The organism is Bradyrhizobium sp. FW305-F6 (assembly GCF_058782905.1).
Genome location: NZ_JBYSYD010000002.1, coordinates 1,262,946 through 1,286,120, shown reverse-complemented (window position 1 = coordinate 1,286,120; position 23,175 = coordinate 1,262,946). Strand labels below are relative to the sequence as shown.

Sequence of the window (23,175 nt, the reverse complement as noted above, 5' to 3'; positions counted from 1 at the left end):
CCGGCTTACTGCATCTCGGTGACCTTGATGGCGGTGGGTCCGAGAATGACGACGAACAGCACCGGCAGGAAGAACAGGATCATCGGCACCGTGAGCTTCGGCGGCAGAGCGGCGGCCTTCTTCTCGGCCTCGTTCATGCGCATGTCGCGATTCTCCTGCGCCATGACGCGCAAGGAGTGGCCGAGCGGGGTGCCGTAACGTTCCGCCTGCTGCAGCGCCAGGCACACCGACTTGACGCCCTCGAGCCCGGTGCGCCGCGCCAGATTCTCATAGGCGACCTTGCGATCCTGCAAGTAGGACAGCTCGGCCGTGGTCAGGGTGAATTCCTCCGACAATGCGATCGACTGGCCGACAATTTCGGTCGCGACCTTGCGGAATGCCATCTCGACCGACATGCCGGATTCGATGCAGATCAAGAGCAGGTCGAGCGCGTCGGGAAACGCACGCTTGATCGAGAGCTGGCGCTTGGAGATCGCATTCTTGAGGAACAGCATCGGAGCCTGGAGGCCGAGATAGGCGGCGCCGATGCAGATGCCGATCTTGATCGGCATCGACTGCTGCATGTGGGCGATCACGAACACGTAGAGGGCCGAGCCGATAAAGAGCACGATCGGTGCGACCATGCGCGCGAACAGGAAGGTGATGTAGGGCGCCTGGCCGCGGTAGCCCGCCATGATCAGCTTGTCTCGCGCAGCTTCCTGCGCGAGCCATTTGGTCAGGTTGAAGTCCTCGACCACCTTGGAGACAAGCTGTTTCGGCGTTTGCCGCAGCGAGACCTTCTCGTTCTTGTTGAGGCGCTCACGCTCGCGCTGCCGGATGCGCTCCCGCTCGCTCGCCACCGCCTTCATGCGCTTGGAGAGGCCCTCGCCGGCGAACAACGGCATCACCAGCGTATAGACGGTGGCGCTCGCGGCGATGGCCGCGAGCAGCATGGTCATGAAACGGACGTCGTGCAGTTTCGAGACGAGGAATTCGACCATACGACACCGTCAAAAATCGAAGTTGATCATCTTCTTCATCACCAGGATGCCGATCGACATCCAAACGACGCAACCGACCAGCATCAGCTGTCCGGTGGGATGAGTCCAAAGCACCGAGATGTATTGCGGGGTCGTGAGATAGACCAGGAACATCACGATCGGCGGCAGCGAGCCGATGATGCCGGCGGAGGCCTTGGCTTCCATCGACATCGCCTGGATCTTCTCCTTCATCTTCTTGCGGTCGCGCAGCACCTTGGAGAGGTTGCCCAGCGCTTCCGAGAGGTTGCCGCCCGATTTCTGCTGGATCGAGATCACGATGCCGAAAAAGTTGGCCTCCGGCAGCGGCATGCGCTCGTAAAGTCTTCCACAGGCCTCGCCAAGCGGCATTCCGATCGCCTGCGTTTCGATGATGGTGAGGAATTCGCTGCGCAGCGGCTCAGGCGCATCGGCGGCCACCACCTTGATCGATTCGAACAGGGGCAGGCCCGCCTTGATGCCGCGGACGATCACGTCGACCGCATCGGGCAGTGCAGCCAGGAACTTGGCTTCCCGACGCTTCTTCAGGAAGCCGAGTGCCCAGCGCGGCAGGCCGAAGCCTCCGGCAAAAGCGAGACCGGCGGCGCCGATCAGGCCGCCGCCGGCGAACAGGGCGGCCGCGAAGAAGACGCCCGCGACGACGGCGGACACGATCCAGAATTTCTGCGTCGTCCAGTCGAGCCCTGCCTGCGACAGGCGGACGCTGAGCGGAGCGCTCTTCTCCTGGGCGCGCCGCGCCTCGAGATCCTTCAGCGAGGACTCGACCTGCTCGCGGCGTGAGCGCTGGGTCTTCTCGGCCTGGCGGACCGTGGGGGCCTCGGCGCGCGCGACCGAGGCGCGGCGGCTTTCCGCCTTTCGCTCTCCGGACAGCAGCGGGTAGAGGAAGACCCAGGCGACGCCACCGACCGCTGCGGTGGCGAGGAAGGCGAGGGCGAGGACCTGGATGTTCATGGCGCTGCTGCCTTGCTCACGTCTGCGGCGCGACTTCCGCCGCGTCGAGCGCGGCGGCAAGGCGCTTCTCCTCGCCGTAGTAACGGGCGCGCTCCCAGAACTTCGGACGGCCGATGCCGGTCGAGCGGTGCCGGCCGATGATCTTGCCATTGGCGTCCTCGCCGACCATGTCGTAGAGGAAGATGTCCTGGGTGATGATGGTGTCACCTTCCATGCCCATCACCTCGGTGATGTGGGTGATGCGGCGGGAACCGTCGCGCAGGCGCGCGGCCTGGATGATGACGTCGATCGAGGCGCAGATCATCTCGCGGATGGTGCGCGACGGCAGCGAGAAGCCACCCATCGTGATCATGGATTCGCAGCGCGACAGCGCCTCGCGCGGGTTGTTGGCGTGCAGCGTGCCCATCGAGCCGTCATGGCCCGTGTTCATGGCCTGCAGCAGGTCGAAGGCCTCGGGTCCGCGGACCTCGCCGACGATGATGCGTTCGGGCCGCATACGCAGGCAGTTGCGCACCAGCTCGCGCATCGTGATCTGGCCCTCGCCCTCGATATTGGGCGGACGGGTTTCCAGCCGCACCACATGGGGCTGCTGAAGCTGGAGCTCGGCGGCGTCCTCGCAGGTGATGACGCGTTCGTCGTGCTCGATGTAGTTGGTGAGGCAGTTGAGCAACGTGGTCTTGCCCGAACCGGTTCCGCCGGAGATCAGCACGTTGCAGCGGACGCGGCCGATGATCTGGAGGATCTCGGCGCCTTCAGGCGTGATCGCCCCGAACCTGACGAGCTGATCCAGCGTCAGCTTGTCCTTCCTGAATTTGCGGATGGTGAGCGCGGGGCCGTCGATCGACAGCGGCGGCACGATGGCGTTGACGCGGGAGCCGTCGGCAAGGCGGGCGTCGCAGATCGGCGAGGATTCATCGACGCGCCGACCAACCTGGCTGACGATGCGCTGGCAGATGTTGAGGAGCTGCTGGTTGTCGCGGAAGCGGATGCCGGTGCGCTGGATCTTGCCGCCGACCTCGATGTAGACGGTGTTGGCGCCGTTGACCATGATGTCGGCAATGTCGTCGCGCGACAACAGCGGCTCGAGCGGACCGTAACCGAGAACGTCGTTGCAGATGTCGTCGAGCAGCTCTTCCTGCTCGGCAATCGACATCACGATGTTCTTGATCGCGATGATCTCGTTGACGATGTCGCGGATTTCCTCGCGCGCGGATTCCGAATCGAGCTTGGCGAGCTGGGCAAGGTCGATGGCCTCGATCAGCGCGCCGAATATGGTCGCCTTGACCTCGTAATAAGTGTCCGAACGCCGGCTCTCCATGGCCGGAGGCGGCGGCGGAGCCTTGGCGGGGGCAAGCGGCGGCGAGACGACAGCCGGCGGGGCCGGGGCGCGCGACACCGGCGCCGCCTGAGCCTGGGCAGGCTCGAGCGACACGGCACCGGGCTTGGGCGCCCGAAGGTCGGTGTCTGTTCCGCTACGCTTACCGAACACTTAACAACTCCATGCGGCGGCTTATCTTCCCCGCAACTTCTCAATCAGAGGTGAAAACAGGGACGACTTTTGTTTCTTGGTCTCGCTGCGGCCGGTCAGGCGCTGGGCGATCTGCAGAAACATATCGATCGACTTGTGGTTGGCGGAGATCTCCGCGATCATCTGGCCGTTGTTGGCCGCCGAGCCGAAGATCTGCGGCTCGAACGGGATCGAGACGATCGGCTGGCTCTCGATCGCCTTGGCGAACTCCGCGGCGGCGATTTCGGGCCGTTTCGGCACGCCGACCTGGTTCAGGCAATAGAGCGGCGGCCGGTCGTTGGGGCGGGCGGCCTTCAACAGATCGACCAGGTTCTTGGTATTGCGCAGATTGGCAAGATCGGGCGCGGCCACGATCAGGATGTCGTCCGCTCCGATCAAGGCGCGCTTGGTCCAGCCCGACCATTGATGCGGAACGTCGAGCACGATGCAGGGCATGGTGGAGCGCAGCGTGTCGAACACCGCGTCGAACGCGTCGGTGCCGAAATCATAGACCCGGTCGAGCGTGGCGGGCGCCGCCAGCAGGCTGAGATGGTCGGTGCATTTCGACAGCAGGCGGTCGATGAACGCAGTGTCGACGCGGTCGGGCGAGAACACCGCGTCGGCGATGCCCTGTGGTGGATCCTGATTGTAGTCGAGGCCGGCGGTGCCGAAGGCGAGGTCGAGGTCGGCGACGACGGCGTCCATCGCGAGGTCACGCGCGATCGCCCAGGCGACGTTGTGGGAGATGGTGGAAGCTCCGACGCCGCCCTTGGCCCCGACCACGGCGATGATGCGGCCGACCGCCTTGGCTTCCGGCGCCGAGAACAGGTTGCAGATCGAGCGCACGACGTCGATCGCGCCGACCGGCGCCAGCACGTAGTCGCTGACACCGCGGCGCACGAGCTCGCGATAGAGCGTGACGTCGTTGATGCGGCCGATCACGACCACGCGGGTGCCGGCGTCGCAGACGGTTGCGAGCTGGTCGAGACCGCCCAACAGATCGTTGCGGCCATCGCTCTCGAGCACGATCACGTTCGGCGTGGGGGCCGAACGGTAGGCTTCGATGGCGGCCGCCATGCCGCCCATCTGGATCTTTAGATGGGCCTTGCCGAGACGGCGATCCTCGCCGGCCGACTGCACCGCGGCGGCGGTCTCCACTGTCTCGCAGAAGGCCTGGACCGAGACGCGCGGCGCGGGCGCAATGTGCTCCTCCACCGGCGGCGTAGCTGCTGCCGGCTGCTCTTCTTGTGTCTGGCGCGCGTAGCTGATCATTTGCCGGTGTCGCTGAGTTTGGCCCTGTCGGCCTCAGGATAGGTGGTCGCCGACGTCATTCCCTTGCGATACTTCTCCAGGCCGGTGATGCGCCGCGGCGTGTATGACGGAGTTTCGGGCCGCGGCTGCTCGAGGTCCGAGGGATTGTCGACCATGGCTGCGAGGTTGCGCTGATAAGCGCAGCCGTAATTGTAATAGTCCTTGTTCTCGAACCATCGCTTGTTCTTCATCGAGGGTCCGATGTCCTCCGGCCACAGGCCACAGGGACCGGCGACCGCCGCGATCTTCGAATAGGTGAGCCGGATCGGCGGCAGGAAGCGCTTGTCTTGCGGCTGGTAGGGGTGAACGCTGACTCCGCGCGGCGGAACGCCTGCTGCTGTCAGCATCGCCTGGATCTCACGCATGGTGTCCGCGACCGGACGGGCATTGGGGGTATTGGAAGGCACGTCGATGCGGATGGCGCCGGTGCCTTCGTGCAGCCACGACGATGCGACGCCCATCACGTCAGCACGCTGGGCAGCGGTTAATCCGCCGCGGGCATGGCCCACGAAGACGACGATCGAGCGATTCTGCTCCTCGACCGCGATCGGATGGCGCTGCTTGTAGTCGTCGGGGATGGAGGCCGTGAGCACGTCGTCGTGCTGGCAGCCGCCGACGGCGAGCGCGATGCCAACCAGCGCGCCACCGAGGCGGAGGGCGCGTTTGCGAAGCTGGGGTGGTCTTGTCATCATCGTGAAGTCCCCGTTCCGCATCAGTCGGTAATGAAGCCGTAGGTGCCGCGGTAGTTCTTGGCTGGTTCGGTCCGTCCGGGCACGCCGTAGAGCCGGTTGATATTGCCGATCAGCTGGGCCTGCGGATCCGCAGGGGGGGCGAAGCCGTCATCCGGCCGCGACAGGTCCTTCGGCGCCACCGCGCGAACGACATAAGGCGTCACGATCACGACCAGCTCGGTCGCGTTGTTGACGAAGTCGCGGCTGCGGAACAGCGTGCCCAGAATCGGGAGCTGCATCAGCCCCGGCATTCCGCTGACCGCCTGCTTGGTCTGCTGATGGATGAGGCCCGCCATCGCCATCGCGCCGCCCGAGGGAATTTCCAACGAGGTCTCGGCGCGGCGCGTCCTGATCGAGGGCACCGTCAGCGAGTTCACCGACGTCGAACTCACGGCCTGGGACAGCGTGATCGAATTCTCGTTCGACAGCTCCGAGACCTCCGTCATCACGCGCAAGCTGATCTTGCCCTCGCTCAGCACCACCGGCGTGAAGTTGAGCGAGATGCCGAACTTCTTGAAGCTGATCTGGGTGGTACAGACATGGGTGACGGGGTCGCACGCATAGCCAGCCGGGACCGGGAATTCGCCGCCGGCGATGAACGTCGCCGATTCACCCGAGATCGCGGTCAGGTTCGGCTCGGCCAGCGTGCGGATGACGCCCGCGGTCTCCATCGCGCGCAGGGTGGCCTGCACCGACGGGGCTGCGCCGAACTTCGTGGTCAGGTTGTTGCCGTCCACGAGGTTCCTGCCGAGGGCGGTGAACGGATTGGAGTTGGTGAAGCTCACCACCGACGTGCCGTAGTTGAGGTTGGCGGTCAGGTCGATGCCGAGCTGCTTGATGATGCTGCGCTGGACTTCGGCCACCGTCACCTTGAGCGTGATCTGGTCGCGGCCGCGCACCACGATCGAGTTGACCACCTTGTCGGCACCGCCCGCCAGGCGCGCAGCGAGTTCGTTGGCCTGCTGCGCCTCCATCGGATTGGCAGCCGTGCCGGTCAAGACGATGCCGTCGCCGAGACCGTCGATCTGGATGTCCGAATTGGGCATGATCTGCTTCAGAGCAGCCCTTACGCCGTTGAGGTCGCGCTTCACCGCGATGTCATAGGCCGCAATCTGCTGACCGGCCGAATCGAAGAACACGATGTTGGTCTGGCCGACCGCGGCGCCGATGATGTAGGCGCGCTGCGCCGAGCGGACCACCGCATTGGCGATCTTGGGGTCGGCGACCAGCACGTCCTTGATGTCGCGCGGCAGGTCGATCACGATCGACTTGCCGACGCCGAGCGAGAGGAAGCGCGCGTTGATCTGGCCGTCCGCCGCGGCGGACGGCACCGGGCGGTAATCGGCGGCGATCACCGGAGCGATCGCCGGGTTGAGCGCCAAGGCGAGGGCGGCCGAAAACGACAGGGTTCGGACCAGTGATAGACGCATCGTGGCCGAAGCCGATCTGAATTTCATGTCGACTGTCTTCATCGTGCCTTAGCCGTCTGACTTGGAATGCCGTAACGAATGATCGAAACGCCGTCCTGCTTCTGTGCGGAATCGTCGAGTGGGATCTCGCTCATCTTGACGTCGACGATGCTGCGCAGCGCCAGCGACAGCGTGCCGCTCTGCCGCGCCGCGGAGAGCGTCGCGGTCTGCGCGGGGTTGAGTTCGAGAGTGACGGTCTTGCCGACCACCGCGTTCTGGCCATCCTTCTCCTTGGGCGCCTGGTCGATCGCCAGGACCCGGATATTGGCCAGGATGATCTCGGAGGTGACGATATCAGGGGCGCCGCTGTTCTGGTCGGGGTTCTTCAAGCGGCGCGTGAGCAGGACGTCGACCCGATCGTTGGGCAGGATGAAGCCGCCCGCGCCGGTCTCCGGGGAGATCTCGGTCGAGATCGCCCGCATGCCGGTGGGCAGGATTGCCGCCATGAAGCCGGAGTTTTCAACCTTGACCAGTTTCTGTTCGCGGATCGGCTCACCCTGGATGAACGGTGCGCGCGCGATCGAACCGGCAACCTGGGTCGCCCCTTCGGGGCGCTCGTTGCGGCGGATGAATGTTGCGCTGGCGGTCGCGGCAGGCCATGTCTGCCATTGCACGTCTTCCGGCTTCACGGTCTGGCCGAGGCCGATGTCATTCTTAGCCACGAGGACGTCGACGGTCGGCAGTTGCGCGGTCGGAGGCGGAGCCGGCGCCGAATTGTCGGTGCCGCTCGCCAGGTACGCGGCGACGCCGCCGGCGCAGATGGCGACCGCCAGGACGACAATGCGTGCCCTATTCATACGCTTCAACTTTCCAACAATACGCTGCGACGCTGCCGCCGCCGTGATCGGCAGTTGACCAGCTATTCGTCAAAGCATGGTTAATGAGGCGTATCTAAATCGGCTTAACGCCGGGTTTACCCGGAGCTTTCAGCGCAGGGCGAGGTGAGCGAGGTCGATCGCCTTCACCCATTCGGTCTCGGGATAGACCATCAACGCGCTCAGCGCGAGCGCGATGCCGTAGGGAATGCCGCTCTCCTTGGCATGCAGCCGTGCGAGCCAAGCCTGGCCCGCCAGCCCGTAGGGCAGCGGCCATTGCCGGAACTGGAGCAGGAGCAGCGTCAGCGCGCCGCCGAACAGCGAGGCGTAGAGCAGGAAGTTCATCAGATGCGCGAAGCCGAACCAGAGCGCGACGGACGCCGCGACCTTGGCGTCGCCGCCGCCCACCCAGCCCATCGCAAAGCAGGTGAAGGCCACGACCAGGAGCAGCGCGCCGGCGCCGACATGGCTCATCATCTCATAGGGTGCCATGCCACTGGCGAAGGCGAGCACGAAGAATCCTGCCACAAGGGCCAGCGATACGCGGTTCGAGATCGTCATCGTGAAGAGGTCGCTCGCGGCGGCGAACGCCATCAGGGCCGGGAAGAGCAGAAGGCGCGCAAGGTCGAGAATCATGGGCTGCGTCTTGAGGCCTGGGTTTGCCGCGGGAACCGGCGTCGGCGGATGCTAGCGCGCAGTGCTAAACAAACCGACAACGGCGGCAGGGCGGCGCGGGCCGGAACCGGCAAATGCTTCACAAGAAACTGGCGATGCGCGCGGCGAGCGCGACTGTCGCAAGCAGCAGCGCCAGGCAGATCCAGTGGGCCGGCGAGCCGGCCTGCGGCGTCTCGGTTTCGCGCGCCGCGACCGCGGCATCGGTTCTGAACTCTTGCAACGCCACTGGAACTCGCCGTTTTAGAAAGACAAAGCCCCGGCGGTCCGGGGCTTTTGCCGTCGTTGGCAGACCTGCTTACTTCAGCGACGTGCTGATCGAGGAGAACTTGGTGTTCAGCGTGCTGCCGAGATTGTTGACGACCGTGATGATGGCCAGCGCGATGCCGGCGGCAATCAGACCGTATTCGATCGCGGTGGCGCCGGATTCATCCTTCGCGAAACGCGCAATCAGGTTCTTCATGGACATGACTCCGTCTGGTGGGATCGCCTCGTTCGGCGCTGTCGTTGACGTGATGACCATGAGAGCCGAGCACTTTCGGTAGAGTTAATTCCATCGGGTAAACCCCGGTCCTGCGCGGTGCTTCTGCCCAAGGTGAATTTCGCCTTAAGGGCCAACCGCGGATTCGTTCCCGTTCCGGATGCATGGCCGACGCGGCGCCTTGCTTCACCCTCCCTTAAATTTACCGGAGTAGGCCTAAGCAGCACCGAAACTGGCAAGAGAGGCGACGATGTCGAGCCTGCCCATGCAAGTCGCCCTGATGCTCGGCGAAACCATCGTGAAGGTGATCCCTGTCACCTTCGTGCTTGCGGCGGTCTTCACCGTGCTGGAGCGCTTCTGGGCCTGTAATCCCGGTGCGCCGTGGTGGCGCAAGCGGGAGATCGTCACCGACATCTGCTACTGGTTCTTCGTACCGGTATTCGCCCGCACCATGCGGATCGGACTTCTGATCGTCGGCGCGAGCGTCCTCTTCGGCATCCACGACGCCGACGGTCTCGTCGCCTTCTACGACAATGGCCATGGTCCGCTGGCGCAGCTGCCGCTGTGGGTGCAGGCCGTGCTGTTCCTGGTCCTGTCCGATTTCATGCTGTACTGGCTGCACCGGCTCTTCCACGACGGCGGCTTCTGGAAATACCACGCCGTCCATCATTCGTCGGAGGAGATCGGCTGGATTTCCGCAGCCCGCTTCCATCCCGTCAATCTCGTGCTCGGGACGATCAGCGTCGACGTCGTGCTGCTGATGGCCGGTATCTCCCCGAACGTGATGATCTGGATTGGCCCGTTCACCACCTTCCATTCGGCCTTCGTGCACGCCAATCTGAACTGGACCTTCGGTCCCTTCAAATACGTGCTGGCGACCCCGGTGTTCCACCGTTGGCACCACACCTCGCTCCAAGAGGGCGGCGACACCAATTTCGCCGGCACATTCCCGGTCTGGGATGTACTGTTCGGCACCTTCCGCATGCCGGAAGGCAGGCTGCCGCAGGACTACGGCAAGGACGAAGCGACCATGCCAAAGGAGTTCGGCGGCCAGCTCGCCTATCCGTTCCGCCATTAGGAGAGGATGGCAGGCCGGCAAACGCCGATCCGTTCAAACAATAGTCGGCGAGTTTGCGGAACGTTCACGAATTGAAGGCAGGTTAACCTGGTCGGGCGCCGGCTCCGCTGTGTGATTCTGCCGGTTTGTGACGTCCCGGGGGTAAGTATGCGTAAAGAAATGTTGCGCCGCCATGCGCGCGCCTGTGTTCTGATTGTCGCCGCGGTGCTGGCATGGCCGGCCTCCGGCCTCGCCCAGTCCACCGCCGACACCATCGCCGTCAATGTCGACCAAGCCAAGCTGGTGCGGCTGCCCGGCAAGGTGGCGACCATCGTTGTCGGCAATCCCCTGATCGCCGACGTCACGCTCCAGCCAGGCGGCATGATCGTCGTAACCGGAAAAGGCTACGGGGCCACCAACTTCATCGCGCTGGACCGCGGCGGCGAGATTCTGGTCGACCGGCAGATCCAGGTTGAAGGTCCTACCGACCGGCTCGTCACCGTCTATCGTGGGATCGAGCGCGAGTCCTACAGCTGCGTACCGATCTGCCAGCGCCGCGTGACCCTCGGCGACAGCGACACCTACTTCAACAACACGATGACCCAGGCCGGTGCGCTGAGCACGAGTGCCAGCGGTGGTGCCGGCACGGCCGCCAAGTCCAACTAGCTCATCGACCCACCCTGCCGCTGCAGGAGCGATCCCGTCAGGCTGCGTGCTTTGAGGGCGGCTCCGTGTGCGCGTCCGCTTCGACGGCAGCGCACAGTATACGTGCCCTTAAAATGAAGGAGGCCGCGCGTCACCGCACGGCCTCCCGGTTTGCTCTCGCTCGCTCTAGCCGATCGGGGCCGAGGCCCCGCGGGCTCAGCCCGCAGCGCGGAGGTTGTCGGCTGCCGACTTGCCGGAGCGGCGATCGGCCACGATTTCGTAGGAGATCTTCTGGCCCTCGCGCAGCGAGCCGAGGCCGGCGCGCTCGACGGCGCTGATGTGAACGAACACGTCCTGGCCGCCGTCGTCGGGCTGAATGAATCCGAAGCCCTTGGTTGCGTTAAACCACTTCACGGTTCCCATGCTCATGGGGGTAGTCCCTTCTCAGATAGTACAATGTCAGAGCCCGCTCGCGCGGGCAGGTTTAGATCGAACTTCTGGAAGGGTCGTCAGCGTGTCTGAACCGGCTGTACCGGTGGATGCCAATGTGGTCCGGCCAAAAATCGATTAATTCATTTTATCGGAAGCGAGGGTCTGAAACAATCCGGACGTGCGCGATTTTTTGATCCGCCGTGACGCGACGGCGGACCACAAGTCGAGATATCATCCCGCGCTCCGGCGCTGCAGCTGACTTAGCGACGGCGGAACTGACCCCCACGCTGTCCGGGGCGGGGTGGCCCGCCCGCCCCGCTGGGTCGTTCGTCCTTGTGGCGGAAAATCAGCCGGCCCTTCTCCAGATCGTAGGGCGACATCTCCACCGTCACGCGGTCGCCCGCGAGCGTCTTGATGCGATTCTTCTTCATCTTGCCGGCGGTGTAGGCGACGATCTCGTGTCCGGCGTCGAGCTGCACGCGGTAGCGCGCGTCGGGGAGGATTTCGGTGACCAGTCCCTCGAACTGGATCAGCTCTTCCTTAGCCATGAATGTCTCCAGGTCGTGGACGGCTAGTGCGAATAGGGTTTGCGGTTTGGTTGGCTGTTTGGCCGACTCTCGCGGCGCAAAAAGGCAACGCCTTGTATCCCATCGGGCGCCGCAGCGCTATGTGCGGAACGCTGTTCCGGACGGTCGGCAGGCGATGAATGCATCTTACCACCGGAGCGGCGGCGGCGAGAACCCTTGGATGCATTCGGTCCAGCGGCGTGACGTCCGTCGGCATGTCTTGTGTCAGCATGTCTTGCCTCAGCATGTCTTGCCTCGGCGTGCCGTCCTTCACCGTGCCTCCCGTCGCCTTGCTTCCCGGGACCATGGTGGCGCCCCTCGGCATGTCGTTCGTCCGCACGCCGCCCGTCACCGTGCCGCGCGCCTTGCGGACGCTGGCCGGGACGGCCGCCCGGCCGGCCTTGTCTCTGCTGCGACGGCGCGGGGCCGGCATCGCGGCGGCCGGCGTCGGTGCGGTGGTCCTCCCGCGGCAGGGCGACGCGAATCAGCCGCTCGATGTCGCGGAGATAGCTGAGCTCCTCGCCGCCTGCGACCAGCGAGATCGCGGTGCCGTCGGCACCGGCGCGCGCGGTGCGGCCGATGCGGTGGACGTAGGTTTCCGGCACGTTGGGAAGGTCGAAATTGATGACGTGGGTAATGCCGTCGACGTCGATGCCGCGGGCGGCGATGTCGGTGGCAACCAGGGTGCGGATCTCGCCGGAGCGGAACTGGGCGAGCGTCCGCTCGCGGTGGTTCTGCGACTTGTTGCCGTGGATGGCGCTCGCGGCAATGCCGGCCTTTTCAAGGGTCTTCACCACCTTGTCGGCACCGTGCTTGGTGCGGGTGAAAACCAGTGCGCGGTTGATTGGCTCGTCCTTCAGGAGCTTGGTCAGGAAGGCGGGCTTGGCTGCGAAGTCGACCTGGACGATGCGCTGATTGATCCGCTCGGCTGTCGAGGAGACCGGGGTCACCGCGACGCGCGCCGGATCGCGCAGCATGGAATCGGCGAGCTCGGCGATGTCCTTGGGCATGGTGGCCGAGAAGAACAGCGTCTGCCGCTTGATCGGCAGCTTGGCGACGATTTTGCGAATGTCGTTGATGAAGCCCATGTCGAGCATACGGTCGGCTTCGTCCAGCACGAGGAACTCGACGCTGGAGAGCTTCAGGCCGTTGCTCTGCACGAGGTCGAGCAGGCGGCCGGGGGTGGCGACCAGAACGTCGACGCCCTGCATCAGGGCGCGGACCTGGCGGCCCATCGGCACGCCGCCGATGGCGAGGGTCGACGCCAGCCGGAGGTGACGGCCGTAGGCGTTGAAGCTGTCGAGGATCTGACCGGACAGCTCGCGGGTCGGAGAGAGCACCAGTACGCGGCAGGTCTTGGGCTGCGGCTTGATGCGGTTCTCGAGCAGCCGGTGGAGGATCGGCAGCGCGAAAGACGCGGTCTTGCCGGTTCCAGTCTGGGCGATGCCGACGACGTCGCGGCCGGTCAGCGCGGTCGGAATGGTCTGGGCCTGGATCGGGGTGGGGGTGACGTAGTCTTCTTCACGAAGAGCGCGCGCGATGGGTTCGGCAAGGCCGAAATCCTGAAACGAAGTCAAAAGAGGGGTTCTTTCCATGTCGAAAGCGGGCGCCCGGCGCATTCGGCGCGGCGCGCGCAAAAGGGTGTCGAGAAGACACCTGCGTGTTTGGGGTGTCGGATGGGCTTGGGAGAATGGGGCAAGCCAGAGGCCCGTACGGGCTTAAGAACACGCGGCTCGCTACGACCCCTTGATTCGCAAGAAGTCTAGGAAGGTCATATGGAACATCGGGGCGGCGCTTTCAAGGCAATCGCGACCGAAACAGCAATCAAGGTGCAAAAATAGTGATGCCGCAAATTTAGCCAAAACGAGCAGTGTGCGCAAAGATTAAACTGAATGCCGCTTTCGCATACATTTAGATTGCTCATAAGTTAGGCAATATTACTGCGGCAAAACTTCGAATCCTGACGATTACGTGAGCAAATTCAGCCGGTTGAGAGGTGCTCAGCCCATGGCATGGTTCTTGCGATTCCGTTAATCGCAGGCGGCCGCGGGGCCGTTTCGCAGCATTTTCATGTCTGCGTCAGGGAGATGAGACACTCATGTTTAGCAAATCCACTCACGATATAGCGGCGTCATTTAGCCGCCGCGGCGTGCTCGCCGCGACCGCCGGACTGATGCTCGGTCTGGCTTCATTGACTGGCGCAAAGGCCGCCGACGACACCATCAAGGTGGGTGTACTCCACTCCCTGTCCGGCACCATGGCGATCAGCGAAACAACGCTGAAAGACACCATCCTCTTCCTGATCGACGAGCAGAACAAGAAGGGCGGCGTGCTCGGCAAGAAGCTGGAAGCCGTCGTCGTCGACCCCGCTTCGAACTGGCCGCTGTTCGCCGAAAAGGCGCGCGAGCTGATCACCAAGAACAAGGTCTCGGTCGTGTTCGGCTGCTGGACCTCGGTGTCGCGCAAGTCGGTGCTGCCGGTGTTCAAGGAGCTCAACAGCATCCTGTTCTACCCCGTGCAATACGAGGGTGAAGAGAGCGAGCGTAACGTGTTCTACACGGGGGCTGCGCCGAACCAGCAGGCGATCCCCGCCGTCGACTACCTCATGAAGGACGAGAAGGTGAAGCGCTGGGTGCTTGCGGGCACCGACTACGTCTATCCGCGCACCACCAACAAGATCCTGGAAGCCTATCTGAAGTCGAAGGGTGTCGCCCAGGAAGACATCATGATCAACTACACGCCGTTCGGGCACTCCGACTGGCAGACGATCGTGGCCGATATCAAGAAGTTCGGCTCGGCCGGCAAGAAGACCGCGGTGGTCTCGACCATCAATGGCGATGCCAACGTTCCCTTCTACAAGGAACTCGGCAACCAGGGCATCAAGGCCAAGGACATTCCCGTGGTGGCGTTCTCGGTGGGCGAGGAAGAACTCGCCGGCATCGACACCAAGCCGCTGGTCGGCCATCTCGCCGCCTGGAACTACTTCCAGTCGATCAAGTCGCCGGAGAACGAGAAGTTCATCAAGGCGTGGCAGGCCTACACCAAGAATCCGAAGCGCGTGACCAACGACCCGATGGAAGCGCACGTGATCGGCTTCGACATGTGGGTGAAGGCAGTCGAGAAGGTGAAGTCGACCGATCCGGACAAGGTGATCGACGCTCTCCCGGGCATCGAGGCCAAGAACCTGACCGGCGGCACCTCCAAGATGCTCCCGAACCACCATATCACCAAGCCGGTGTTCATCGGCGAGATCAAGGCCAACGGCCAGTTCGACGTGGTCTGGAAGACCCCGAGCCTCGTCCCCGGCGATGCCTGGTCGAAGGAGCTCGACGGCTCCAAGGACCTGATCGGCGACTGGGTCGGCAAGAAGTGCGGCAACTTCAACACCAAGACCAACAAGTGCCTCGGCTCGGGCTCCTGATCCCGATCTGATCGCCATTGCAAGACCGGAGAGGGCGGCGATCCCGCCGCCTTCTCCACTGATTTCTGCCGGGGTCATTCACAGTGCCAGCCCATTTGTCAGCCCGTTTCTGTTCGCTCGCACTCTCGTTGTTTTTGATCGCGTTCGCGCTGCCGGCCTTCGCCGGGCCGTTCGAGGATGCGGTCGCCAAGTTCGCCAATGACGATTTTTCCGACACGGAAGAGGCGATCGGTGTAATCGCGGGCAGCGGCAACAAGCTGGCTTTCCCCATCATCAGCGCGCTCCAGGACGGCCGCCTCATGGCCGATCCGGACAGCAAGAAGGTCTACGTGACCGGCGCCGACGGCAAGTCGATAGACGCTGCGACCGGGGAGGCCGTCGCCACCGTTCCCGACAGTGCGAGCGCGGTCCGTCTCAACAACCGTCTTCGTCGCAGCGTCGATGCCGCGATCGGCGGCCTGACGCTTCAGTCGCCGGATGTCGGAACGCGCCTTCAGGCCGCGCAATCCGTCTTCAAGTCGCATGAGGAGACCGCGCTCGATGCGGTCGACGCTGCGCTGGCCAAGGAAACCAACAAATCCGTCAAGGCGGCGCTCGGCGATGCCCGCGCCGCGATCCTGCTGTTCAAACCCGACGCCACGGAGGTCGAGAAGCTCGAGGCCGTCGCCACCCTCAAGGCGCGGGGCGACCAGGAAGCGTTGGCGCTGCTCACCGGCATGGGCGACCAGCCGGCCTCGGTGACCAAAGCGGCCGCCAGCGCGATCGGCTCGATTCAGTCCACGCTCGCGGTCTGGTCCATGGTGCAGAACGCCTGGTACGGCCTTTCGCTCGGCTCGGTGCTGCTGCTCGCCGCGATCGGGCTTGCCATCACCTTCGGCGTGATGGGCGTCATCAACATGGCGCATGGCGAGATGGTGATGATCGGGGCCTACACCACCTTCGTGGTGCAGGAGGTGATCCGCACCAGCTATCCCGGCCTGTTCGACTATTCACTGCTGATCGCCGTGCCGCTCGCCTTCCTCGTCGCCGGGGCCATCGGCGTCTTGATCGAGCGCAGCATCATCCGCTTCCTCTACGGCCGGCCGCTGGAGACGTTGCTGGCGACCTGGGGTCTGTCGCTGGTGCTGCAGCAGGCGGTGCGCACCATGTTCGGCCCGACCAACCGCGAGGTCGGCAATCCCTCCTGGATGAGCGGCGCGTTCGAGCTCGGCCAGATCACCATCACCTATAACCGGCTCTGGATCCTCGTCTTCACGCTCGCGGTGTTCGCGATCCTGCTCGCGATGCTGCGCTACACCGCGCTCGGCCTCGAGATGCGTGCGGTGACGCAGAACCGCCGCATGGCGGCTTCGATGGGCATCGCGACCTCGCGCGTCGACGCGTTGACCTTCGGTCTCGGCTCGGGCATTGCCGGCATTGCCGGCGTGGCGCTGTCGCAGATCGACAATGTCAGCCCCAATCTCGGCCAGAGCTACATCATCGACAGCTTCATGGTCGTGGTGTTCGGCGGGGTCGGCAATCTCTGGGGTACGCTGGTCGGCGCCTTCACGCTCGGCATCGCCAACAAGTTCCTGGAGCCGGTCGCGGGCGCGGTGCTCGGTAAGATCGCCATCCTGGTCCTCATCATCCTGTTCATTCAAAAGCGGCCGCGCGGCCTGTTCGCGCTCAAGGGCCGTGCGGTGGAAGCATGACCCCTCACATGCTGACGCGATCGCTGGACCGCGGCGCGACGATCTTCCTTGCCGTCGTCGCGGCCTGCGGCATCCTCATTCCGCTCTCCAACCTGCTGCTGCCCGCGGGCTCGTTCCTGCAGGTGCCGACCTACCTCGTCGCGCTGTGGGGCAAGTATGTCTGCTACGCCATCCTGGCACTGTCGATCGACCTGATCTGGGGCTATTGCGGCATCCTCTCGCTCGGCCACGGCGCTTTCTTTGCTCTCGGCGGCTACGCCATGGGCATGTACCTGATGCGGCAGATCGGCACCCGCGGCGTTTACGGCAATCCGATCCTGCCGGATTTCATGGTGTTCCTGAACTGGGAGAAGCTGCCCTGGTACTGGTACGGCTTCGACATGTTCTGGTTCGCCGCGCTGATGGTGCTGGTGGTTCCGGGCCTGCTTGCCTTCTGCTTCGGCTGGCTCGCGTTCCGCTCCCGCGTCACCGGCGTGTACCTGTCGATCATCACGCAGGCGATGACCTATGCGCTGCTGCTCGCCTTCTTCCGCAACGATTTCGGCTTCGGCGGCAACAACGGCCTGACCGACTTCAAGGACATCCTCGGCTTCAACGTGCAGGCGGAGGGTACGCGTGCCGCGCTGTTCGCGCTGAGCTGTCTTGCCTTGATCGTCGGTTTCCTCGTCTGCCGCGCCATCGTCTCCTCAAAGCTCGGCAAGGTGCTGATCGCGGTACGCGATGCGGAATCGCGCACGCGCTTCCTCGGCTATCGCGTCGAATCCTACAAGCTGTTCGTGTTCACGGTGTCGGCCTGCATGGCCGGCGTCGCGGGCGCGCTCTACGTACCGCAGGTGGGTATCATCAATCCGAGCGAATTCGCGCCGGGCAATTCGATCGAGGCGGTGATCTGGGTCGCTGTCGGCGGCCGCGGCACGCTGGTCGGCGCCGCGCTCGGCGCCGTCGTCGTCAACTACGCCAAGACGTTCTTCACGTCGGGCATGCTGGCGCCGTACTGGCTGTTCATGCTGGGCGCGCTGTTCATCCTGGTGACGCTGCTGCTGCCCAAGGGCATCGTCGGCACCTTCAATGCCTGGTGGGATCAGTCTAAGGAAAAGCGCAACGCCGCGACCACAGCCAGTGCCGCCGCCGAAGACGGCGTCACCGAACCCAAGATGGCGGAGTAAGCGGTCATGAACGTCATGGACACCCGCGCGACTTCCGCGATGCTCTACCTGGACGGCGTGCACGTCTCGTTCGACGGCTTCCATGCCATCAACAATCTGTCGCTGACGCTCGCGCCCGGCGAGATGCGCGCCATCATCGGTCCCAATGGCGCCGGCAAGACCACGATGATGGACATCATCACCGGCAAGACCAAGCCTGACGAAGGCACGGTTCTGTTCGACGGCGTCACCGATCTGACGCGGCTCGACGAGACCCGTATCGCCGAGCTCGGCATCGGCCGCAAGTTCCAGAAGCCGACCGTGTTCGAGAGCCAGACCGTGCAGGACAACCTGCTGCTCGCGCTCAATGTCGATCACTCGGTCCGGGGCACGCTGTTCTGGCGCGGCAGCAAGGCGGAGTCCGAGCGCATCGACAAGGTGCTGGAGACGATCCGCCTCACCGAGGCCCGCAACCGCCTTGCCGGCAGCCTCAGCCACGGCCAGAAGCAATGGCTGGAGATCGGCATGCTGCTGGCGCAGGACCCCAAGCTGCTGCTCGTCGACGAGCCCGTCGCGGGGATGACCGACGTCGAGACGCACCTCACCGCCGAGCTGCTGAAGGAAATCAACAAGACCCACACCGTCATGGTGGTCGAGCACGACATGACCTTCGTGCGCGAGCTCGGCGTCAAGGTCACCTGCCTGCACGAAGGCACCGTGCTGGCGGAAGGGACCATCGACCAGGTCTCGTCCAACGAACGGGTCATCGAAGTGTATTTGGGACGCTGAACGATGCTTGAGGTCAAGGACATCAATCTGTTCTACGGCGCGGCGCAGGCGCTGCGCGGCGTCTCGATCTCGGCCGAGCCCGGCAAGGTCACTTGCGTGCTCGGGCGCAACGGCGTCGGCAAGACCTCGCTGCTGCGCGCGATGGTCGGGCAATATCCGATCTCTTCGGGCGCAATCGTGTTCGACGGCAGCGATATCACCGGCCTCAAGCCGTACGAGCGAGCGCGCAAGGGGATCGGCTTCGTGCCGCAGGGCCGCGAGATCTTTCCGCTGCTGACGGTCGAGGAGAACCTCAAGACCGGCTTCGGTCCGCTCAAGCGCGAGGACAGGCACATTCCGGACGACGTCTTCTCGCTGTTTCCGGTTTTGCAATCCATGCTCGGCCGGCGCGGCGGCGACCTCTCCGGCGGCCAGCAGCAGCAGCTCGCGATCGGACGGGCGCTGGTGATGCGGCCGAAACTGCTGCTGCTCGACGAGCCGACCGAGGGCATTCAGCCCTCGATCATCAAGGACATCGGCCGCGCAATCTCCTACCTGCGCAACCTCGGCAACATCGCCATCGTGCTGGTCGAACAATATCTCGACTTTGCCTGCGAACTCGGCGACAGTTTCGCGGTGATGGACCGCGGGGCGGTGAAGTTCACCTGCGATCGCGCCAGCCTCGACGCGAGCGAGATCAGCCGCCAGATGGCGCTTTAGGTTCATTCTGCGACGACCGGCTGGGGAGGCGGATGCGCAGCGACGTTTCGGTCACATCCGCGGTTTTCGAGTCTAACCGCGCCCGCGGCGCCGTGCGCTTCGACGTTCATGCCCGCGAGGGGGTGACACGGCGCGGCGTCTTGCATGAATCCGGCTCGCTGCGCGTGCGCTTTCCATCGCCGGAAGGCAAGGGGCTCTCCGGCGTGTTCGTCAACACGGCCGGCGGGGTCGCCGGCGGGGATAGTTTCGACGTCGACATCACGGCGGGCCAGGGCTCGCAACTGACGTTGACGACCGCCGCCGCCGAAAAGGTCTATCGTGCCCCCGGGACCGCGGCCCAGCTCAACATATCCTTGAAGGTCGATGCAGGCGCGCATCTCGCCTGGCTGCCGCAGGAGACGATCCTGTTCGATCGCGCCCGCGTCCACCGTCGCTTTGACATCGTGCTCGACGAAGCCGCCTCTCTTCTGCTTTGCGAGATCGTCGTGTTCGGCCGCACTGCCATGGGCGAGCGGATGGACCAGGGCGAGTTCATCGACCGCTGGCGGCTGCGGCGTGGCGGCAGGCTGGTGTTCGCCGAGACGGTCAGGCTCACCGGCGACATCGGCGCCAAGCTCGCGCGGTCCGCAGTCGCCAAAGGTGGCGCGGCGATCGGCACGGCCCTGATCGTGCCCGGTGACGAGACCCTGGTCGAGCGCATTCGCGAGGCCTCGGACTCGTTCGCCGGGGAAGTCGGGATATCCGCCTGGAATGGCTTTGCAATGGCGCGGTTCTGTGCCCAAGATGCGGCGGGCTTGCGCGCCGACATGATGAGGGTGCTGGCGCGCACCGGCGCGGCGCTGCCGCGGCTCTGGCTGAATTGATGACGGAATTGACGTGTTGAACGGAAGAGATTCTTCATGAACCTGTCTCCCCGCGAAAAGGACAAGCTTCTGATCTCGATGGCGGCGATCGTGGCGCGCCGCCGGCTGGATCGCGGCGTCAAGCTCAACCATCCCGAGGCGATCGCGATCATCTCCGACTTCATCCTCGAAGGCGCGCGCGATGGTCGCACCGTCGCCGAACTGATGCAGTCCGGCGCGCAGGTTCTGACCCGCGACCAGGTGATGCCGGGAATTCCCGAGATGATCCACGACATCCAGGTCGAGGCGACCTTTCCTGACGGGACCAAGCTCGTCACCGTGCATGAGCCGATCAGGTGAGACACGGCGCTATATCAACACCGTCATGCCAGGGCTTGTCCCGGGCATCCACGACCTTCGAACCAGGTGACGCCAAGTGGATGGCCGGCACAAGCCCGGCCATGACGCAGCAGAGCAAGACGAGGTAGCACATGATTCCCGGCGAACTCTTCATCCAGGACGGCGAGATCGAGCTGAATGCCGGCCGCAAGACCGTGACGCTGACGGTGGCCAACACCGGCGACCGCCCGATCCAGGTCGGCTCGCACTACCATTTCTTCGAGACCAATCCCGCGCTGAAGTTTGACCGCAAGAAGGCCCGGGGCATGCGCCTCGACATTGCCGCCGGCACCGCCGTTCGCTTCGAGCCCGGCCAGACTCGCGACGTGCAGCTTGTCGCGGTGGCGGGGAAGAAGATGATTTACGGCTTCCGCGGTGACGTGATGGGGAAACTGTGAGGCATGCGGCCACCCGTCTGTCTCATTTCCGAAGCTGCCGAGTTGGCTGCGTGTCGGCATAGCGGCATGGCGCGCAAGGGGCGCGGCAACGAGCCTTATATCAATCATCTGGCCGAGGTCGCGAACCTGTTGGCAACGGCGATCGATGGCGTCGATGCCGAACCGGTTGCGGCCGGCTGGCTGCATGACACCATCGAGGATGCCGACACCACGCGCGAAGAGCTGGTGGAGAAATTCTCGGAACGCATCGCCTCTTGCCGCGGCGGCAATCCATGGCTCGATACAAAATTCGACGATACCGTGAAAGCAGCAAGGGCCTTGCTGTGACCAACCAGATATTCAATCGCAAACGGGGCTTGTGATGTCCGTCAAGATGAAGCGTTCCGTCTACGCCGACATGTTCGGCCCCACCACCGGCGACAGGGTGCGGCTGGCCGACACCGACCTCATCATCGAGGTCGAGAAGGACTTCACCACCTATGGCGAGGAGGTGAAGTTCGGCGGCGGCAAGGTGATCCGCGACGGCATGGGGCAGTCGCAGGTCACCAATAAGCAGGGCGCGGCCGACACCGTCATCACCAATGCGCTGATCGTCGATCATTGGGGTATCGTGAAGGCCGACGTCGCCATCAAGGACGGCATGATCGCAGGCATCGGCAAGGCCGGCAATCCCGACATCCAGCCCGGCGTCACCATCATCATCGGCCCCGGCACCGACGTGATCGCGGGCGAAGGCAAGATCCTCACCGCCGGCGGCTTCGACAGCCATATCCATTTCATCTGCCCGCAGCAGATCGAGCACGCGCTGATGAGCGGCGTCACCTCGATGCTGGGCGGCGGCACCGGCCCCTCGCATGGCACCTTCGCCACCACCTGCACGCCTGGTCCCTGGCACATGGGGCGGATGATCCAGTCGTTCGACGCCTTCCCGGTCAATCTCGGCATTTCCGGCAAGGGCAACGCCTCGCGTCCTGCCGCGCTGGTTGAGATGATCAGGGCCGGCGCTTGTGCGCTGAAACTGCACGAGGACTGGGGCACGACGCCGGCGGCGATCGACAATTGCCTGTCGGTTGCCGACGACCACGACATCCAGGTGATGATCCACACCGATACATTGAACGAGTCCGGCTTCGTCGAGGACACCATCAAGGCCTTCAAGGGCCGCACCATCCACGCCTTCCACACCGAAGGCGCGGGTGGTGGCCATGCCCCCGATATCATCAAGGTCGCGGGCCTCAAGAACGTGCTGCCGTCCTCGACCAACCCGACGCGACCCTTCACCCGCAACACCATCGACGAGCATCTGGACATGCTGATGGTCTGCCACCACCTCGACCCTTCGATTGCGGAAGATCTCGCCTTCGCCGAAAGCCGCATCCGCAAGGAGACCATCGCCGCCGAGGACATCCTGCATGATCTCGGCGCGCTCTCGATGATGTCCTCGGATTCCCAGGCGATGGGCCGTCTCGGCGAAGTCATCATCCGGACCTGGCAGACTGCCGACAAGATGAAGAAGCAGCGGGGGTCCTTGCCGCAGGACAAGGGCAGGGACAACGACAATTTCCGCGTCAAGCGCTATATTGCCAAGTACACCATCAACCCCGCGATCGCGCATGGCGTGTCGAAGCTGATCGGCTCGGTGGAGAAGGGCAAGCTCGCCGACCTCGTGCTGTGGTCGCCGGCCTTTTTCGGCGTCAAGCCCGACTGCATCGTCAAGGGCGGCACGATCGTCGCCGCGCCCATGGGCGATCCCAACGCCTCGATCCCGACGCCGCAGCCGGTGCACTACCAGCCGATGTTCGGCGCCTTCGGCAAGGCGCGCACGGCGTCATCTGTGGTCTTCACCTCGAAGGCCGCCGTGACCGGCGGGCTGGCGCGCAAGCTCGGCATCGAGAAGAAGCTCTATGCCGTCCAGAATACCCGGGGCAAGATCTCCAAGAAGAGCATGATCCACAACGACGCCACGCCCAATATCGAGGTCGATCCGGAGACCTATGAGGTGCGCGCCGACGGCGAGCTGCTCACTTGCGCGCCTGCGGAGGTGTTACCGATGGCGCAGCGATATTTCATGTACTGAAATAGCGCCTCAACGCATGTCCCCGGCGGTGTCCGGGGCGGCCTTTTTGCGATCTTGCGTT

Annotated in this window: 25 protein-coding genes; 12 read left to right on the top strand and 13 right to left on the bottom strand. The window is 64.2% G+C overall.

Going from position 1 to position 23,175, the window contains the following annotated elements; translation table 11 throughout:
- Positions 1-5: 5 nt before the first annotated feature.
- The 10 genes from AC3WLX_RS17400 to AC3WLX_RS17355 form a co-directional block, all read right to left on the bottom strand.
- The gene (locus AC3WLX_RS17400) at positions 6-980 is read right to left on the bottom strand and encodes a type II secretion system F family protein (RefSeq protein WP_492336861.1); all 975 of its coding nucleotides are present in this window, start codon (positions 978-980) and stop codon (positions 6-8) included.
- A 9-nt stretch (positions 981-989) separates the two neighbouring features.
- The gene (locus AC3WLX_RS17395; protein WP_492336860.1) at positions 990-1,967 is read right to left on the bottom strand and encodes a type II secretion system F family protein; all 978 of its coding nucleotides are present in this window, start codon (positions 1,965-1,967) and stop codon (positions 990-992) included.
- A gap of 16 nt (positions 1,968-1,983) precedes the next feature.
- On the bottom strand, positions 1,984-3,456 hold the full coding sequence (locus tag AC3WLX_RS17390; protein WP_492336859.1) for a TadA family conjugal transfer-associated ATPase: 1,473 nt from the start codon (positions 3,454-3,456) through the stop codon (positions 1,984-1,986).
- Between the two features lie 21 nt (positions 3,457-3,477).
- Positions 3,478-4,746 (bottom strand): CpaE/TadZ family protein, encoded by a 1,269-nt coding sequence (locus AC3WLX_RS17385; RefSeq protein WP_291627513.1) that lies wholly within the window; start codon positions 4,744-4,746, stop codon positions 3,478-3,480.
- Positions 4,743-5,477 (bottom strand): CpaD family pilus assembly protein, encoded by a 735-nt coding sequence (locus AC3WLX_RS17380; RefSeq protein ID WP_291627514.1) that lies wholly within the window; start codon positions 5,475-5,477, stop codon positions 4,743-4,745. The genes AC3WLX_RS17385 and AC3WLX_RS17380 overlap by 4 nt, the downstream gene beginning before the upstream one ends.
- A gap of 20 nt (positions 5,478-5,497) precedes the next feature.
- Entirely contained in the window at positions 5,498-6,973 is a 1,476-nt protein-coding gene (locus AC3WLX_RS17375) for a type II and III secretion system protein family protein (protein WP_492336858.1), read from the bottom strand.
- A gap of 11 nt (positions 6,974-6,984) precedes the next feature.
- A complete protein-coding gene (cpaB, locus tag AC3WLX_RS17370; RefSeq protein WP_492336857.1) occupies positions 6,985-7,782 on the bottom strand; it encodes a Flp pilus assembly protein CpaB in 798 nt (265 codons plus the stop codon).
- Positions 7,783-7,911: 129 nt separating this feature from the next.
- Entirely contained in the window at positions 7,912-8,436 is a 525-nt protein-coding gene (locus AC3WLX_RS17365; RefSeq protein ID WP_291627518.1) for an A24 family peptidase, read from the bottom strand.
- Positions 8,437-8,554: 118 nt separating this feature from the next.
- On the bottom strand, positions 8,555-8,701 hold the full coding sequence (locus AC3WLX_RS17360) for a hypothetical protein (protein ID WP_492336856.1): 147 nt from the start codon (positions 8,699-8,701) through the stop codon (positions 8,555-8,557).
- 69 nt (positions 8,702-8,770) lie between these two features.
- Positions 8,771-8,935 carry a Flp family type IVb pilin gene (locus AC3WLX_RS17355; RefSeq protein ID WP_291627522.1) on the bottom strand — a complete coding sequence of 55 codons (165 nt, stop codon included), beginning with the start codon at positions 8,933-8,935 and terminating at the stop codon, positions 8,771-8,773.
- 268 nt (positions 8,936-9,203) lie between these two features.
- Here AC3WLX_RS17355 and AC3WLX_RS17350 point away from each other — a divergent pair, with 268 nt between their 5' ends.
- Complete coding sequence (locus AC3WLX_RS17350; RefSeq protein ID WP_492336855.1) at positions 9,204-10,031, top strand: sterol desaturase family protein; 828 nt, start codon at positions 9,204-9,206, stop codon at positions 10,029-10,031.
- A 147-nt stretch (positions 10,032-10,178) separates the two neighbouring features.
- A complete protein-coding gene (locus tag AC3WLX_RS17345; protein WP_291627525.1) occupies positions 10,179-10,676 on the top strand; it encodes a pilus assembly protein N-terminal domain-containing protein in 498 nt (165 codons plus the stop codon).
- A 195-nt stretch (positions 10,677-10,871) separates the two neighbouring features.
- Here the strand turns inward: AC3WLX_RS17345 and AC3WLX_RS17340 are convergent, their stop codons facing one another.
- The 3 genes from AC3WLX_RS17340 to AC3WLX_RS17330 all read right to left on the bottom strand — a co-directional run bounded on the left by AC3WLX_RS17340 (position 10,872) and on the right by AC3WLX_RS17330 (position 13,272).
- On the bottom strand, positions 10,872-11,084 hold the full coding sequence (locus AC3WLX_RS17340; protein WP_014439634.1) for a cold-shock protein: 213 nt from the start codon (positions 11,082-11,084) through the stop codon (positions 10,872-10,874).
- A 263-nt stretch (positions 11,085-11,347) separates the two neighbouring features.
- Positions 11,348-11,635: a translation initiation factor IF-1 gene (gene infA, locus AC3WLX_RS17335; protein WP_148755275.1), complete on the bottom strand. Its 288-nt coding sequence runs from the start codon at positions 11,633-11,635 to the stop codon at positions 11,348-11,350.
- Between the two features lie 23 nt (positions 11,636-11,658).
- Positions 11,659-13,272 carry a DEAD/DEAH box helicase gene (locus AC3WLX_RS17330; RefSeq protein WP_291630714.1) on the bottom strand — a complete coding sequence of 538 codons (1,614 nt, stop codon included), beginning with the start codon at positions 13,270-13,272 and terminating at the stop codon, positions 11,659-11,661.
- Positions 13,273-13,751: 479 nt separating this feature from the next.
- Here AC3WLX_RS17330 and urtA point away from each other — a divergent pair, with 479 nt between their 5' ends.
- The 10 genes from urtA (at position 13,752) to ureC (ending at position 23,114) form a co-directional block, all read left to right on the top strand.
- Positions 13,752-15,074: an urea ABC transporter substrate-binding protein gene (gene urtA, locus AC3WLX_RS17325; RefSeq protein WP_492336854.1), complete on the top strand. Its 1,323-nt coding sequence runs from the start codon at positions 13,752-13,754 to the stop codon at positions 15,072-15,074.
- 83 nt (positions 15,075-15,157) lie between these two features.
- Complete coding sequence (gene urtB / locus AC3WLX_RS17320; RefSeq protein WP_492336853.1) at positions 15,158-16,765, top strand: urea ABC transporter permease subunit UrtB; 1,608 nt, start codon at positions 15,158-15,160, stop codon at positions 16,763-16,765.
- Positions 16,762-17,931 (top strand): urea ABC transporter permease subunit UrtC, encoded by a 1,170-nt coding sequence (gene urtC, locus AC3WLX_RS17315; protein WP_492336852.1) that lies wholly within the window; start codon positions 16,762-16,764, stop codon positions 17,929-17,931. Before urtB ends, urtC begins: the two co-directional genes overlap by 4 nt.
- Before the next feature lie 6 nt (positions 17,932-17,937).
- Positions 17,938-18,699: an urea ABC transporter ATP-binding protein UrtD gene (urtD, locus tag AC3WLX_RS17310; protein WP_130363273.1), complete on the top strand. Its 762-nt coding sequence runs from the start codon at positions 17,938-17,940 to the stop codon at positions 18,697-18,699.
- Positions 18,700-18,702: 3 nt separating this feature from the next.
- Positions 18,703-19,398 (top strand): urea ABC transporter ATP-binding subunit UrtE, encoded by a 696-nt coding sequence (urtE, locus tag AC3WLX_RS17305; RefSeq protein WP_291623153.1) that lies wholly within the window; start codon positions 18,703-18,705, stop codon positions 19,396-19,398.
- A gap of 32 nt (positions 19,399-19,430) precedes the next feature.
- Positions 19,431-20,261, top strand: coding sequence for an urease accessory protein UreD (locus AC3WLX_RS17300; RefSeq protein ID WP_492336851.1), 831 nt, complete (start codon positions 19,431-19,433; stop codon positions 20,259-20,261).
- Between the two features lie 36 nt (positions 20,262-20,297).
- A complete protein-coding gene (locus tag AC3WLX_RS17295; protein ID WP_007605424.1) occupies positions 20,298-20,600 on the top strand; it encodes an urease subunit gamma in 303 nt (100 codons plus the stop codon).
- 131 nt (positions 20,601-20,731) lie between these two features.
- Positions 20,732-21,037, top strand: a complete 306-nt coding sequence (locus AC3WLX_RS17290; RefSeq protein ID WP_094976737.1) for an urease subunit beta — start codon at positions 20,732-20,734, stop codon at positions 21,035-21,037.
- A gap of 3 nt (positions 21,038-21,040) precedes the next feature.
- Positions 21,041-21,364: an HD domain-containing protein gene (locus AC3WLX_RS17285; protein ID WP_492336850.1), complete on the top strand. Its 324-nt coding sequence runs from the start codon at positions 21,041-21,043 to the stop codon at positions 21,362-21,364.
- A 34-nt stretch (positions 21,365-21,398) separates the two neighbouring features.
- Entirely contained in the window at positions 21,399-23,114 is a 1,716-nt protein-coding gene (ureC, locus tag AC3WLX_RS17280; RefSeq protein ID WP_492336849.1) for an urease subunit alpha, read from the top strand.
- Positions 23,115-23,175 lie beyond the last annotated feature (61 nt).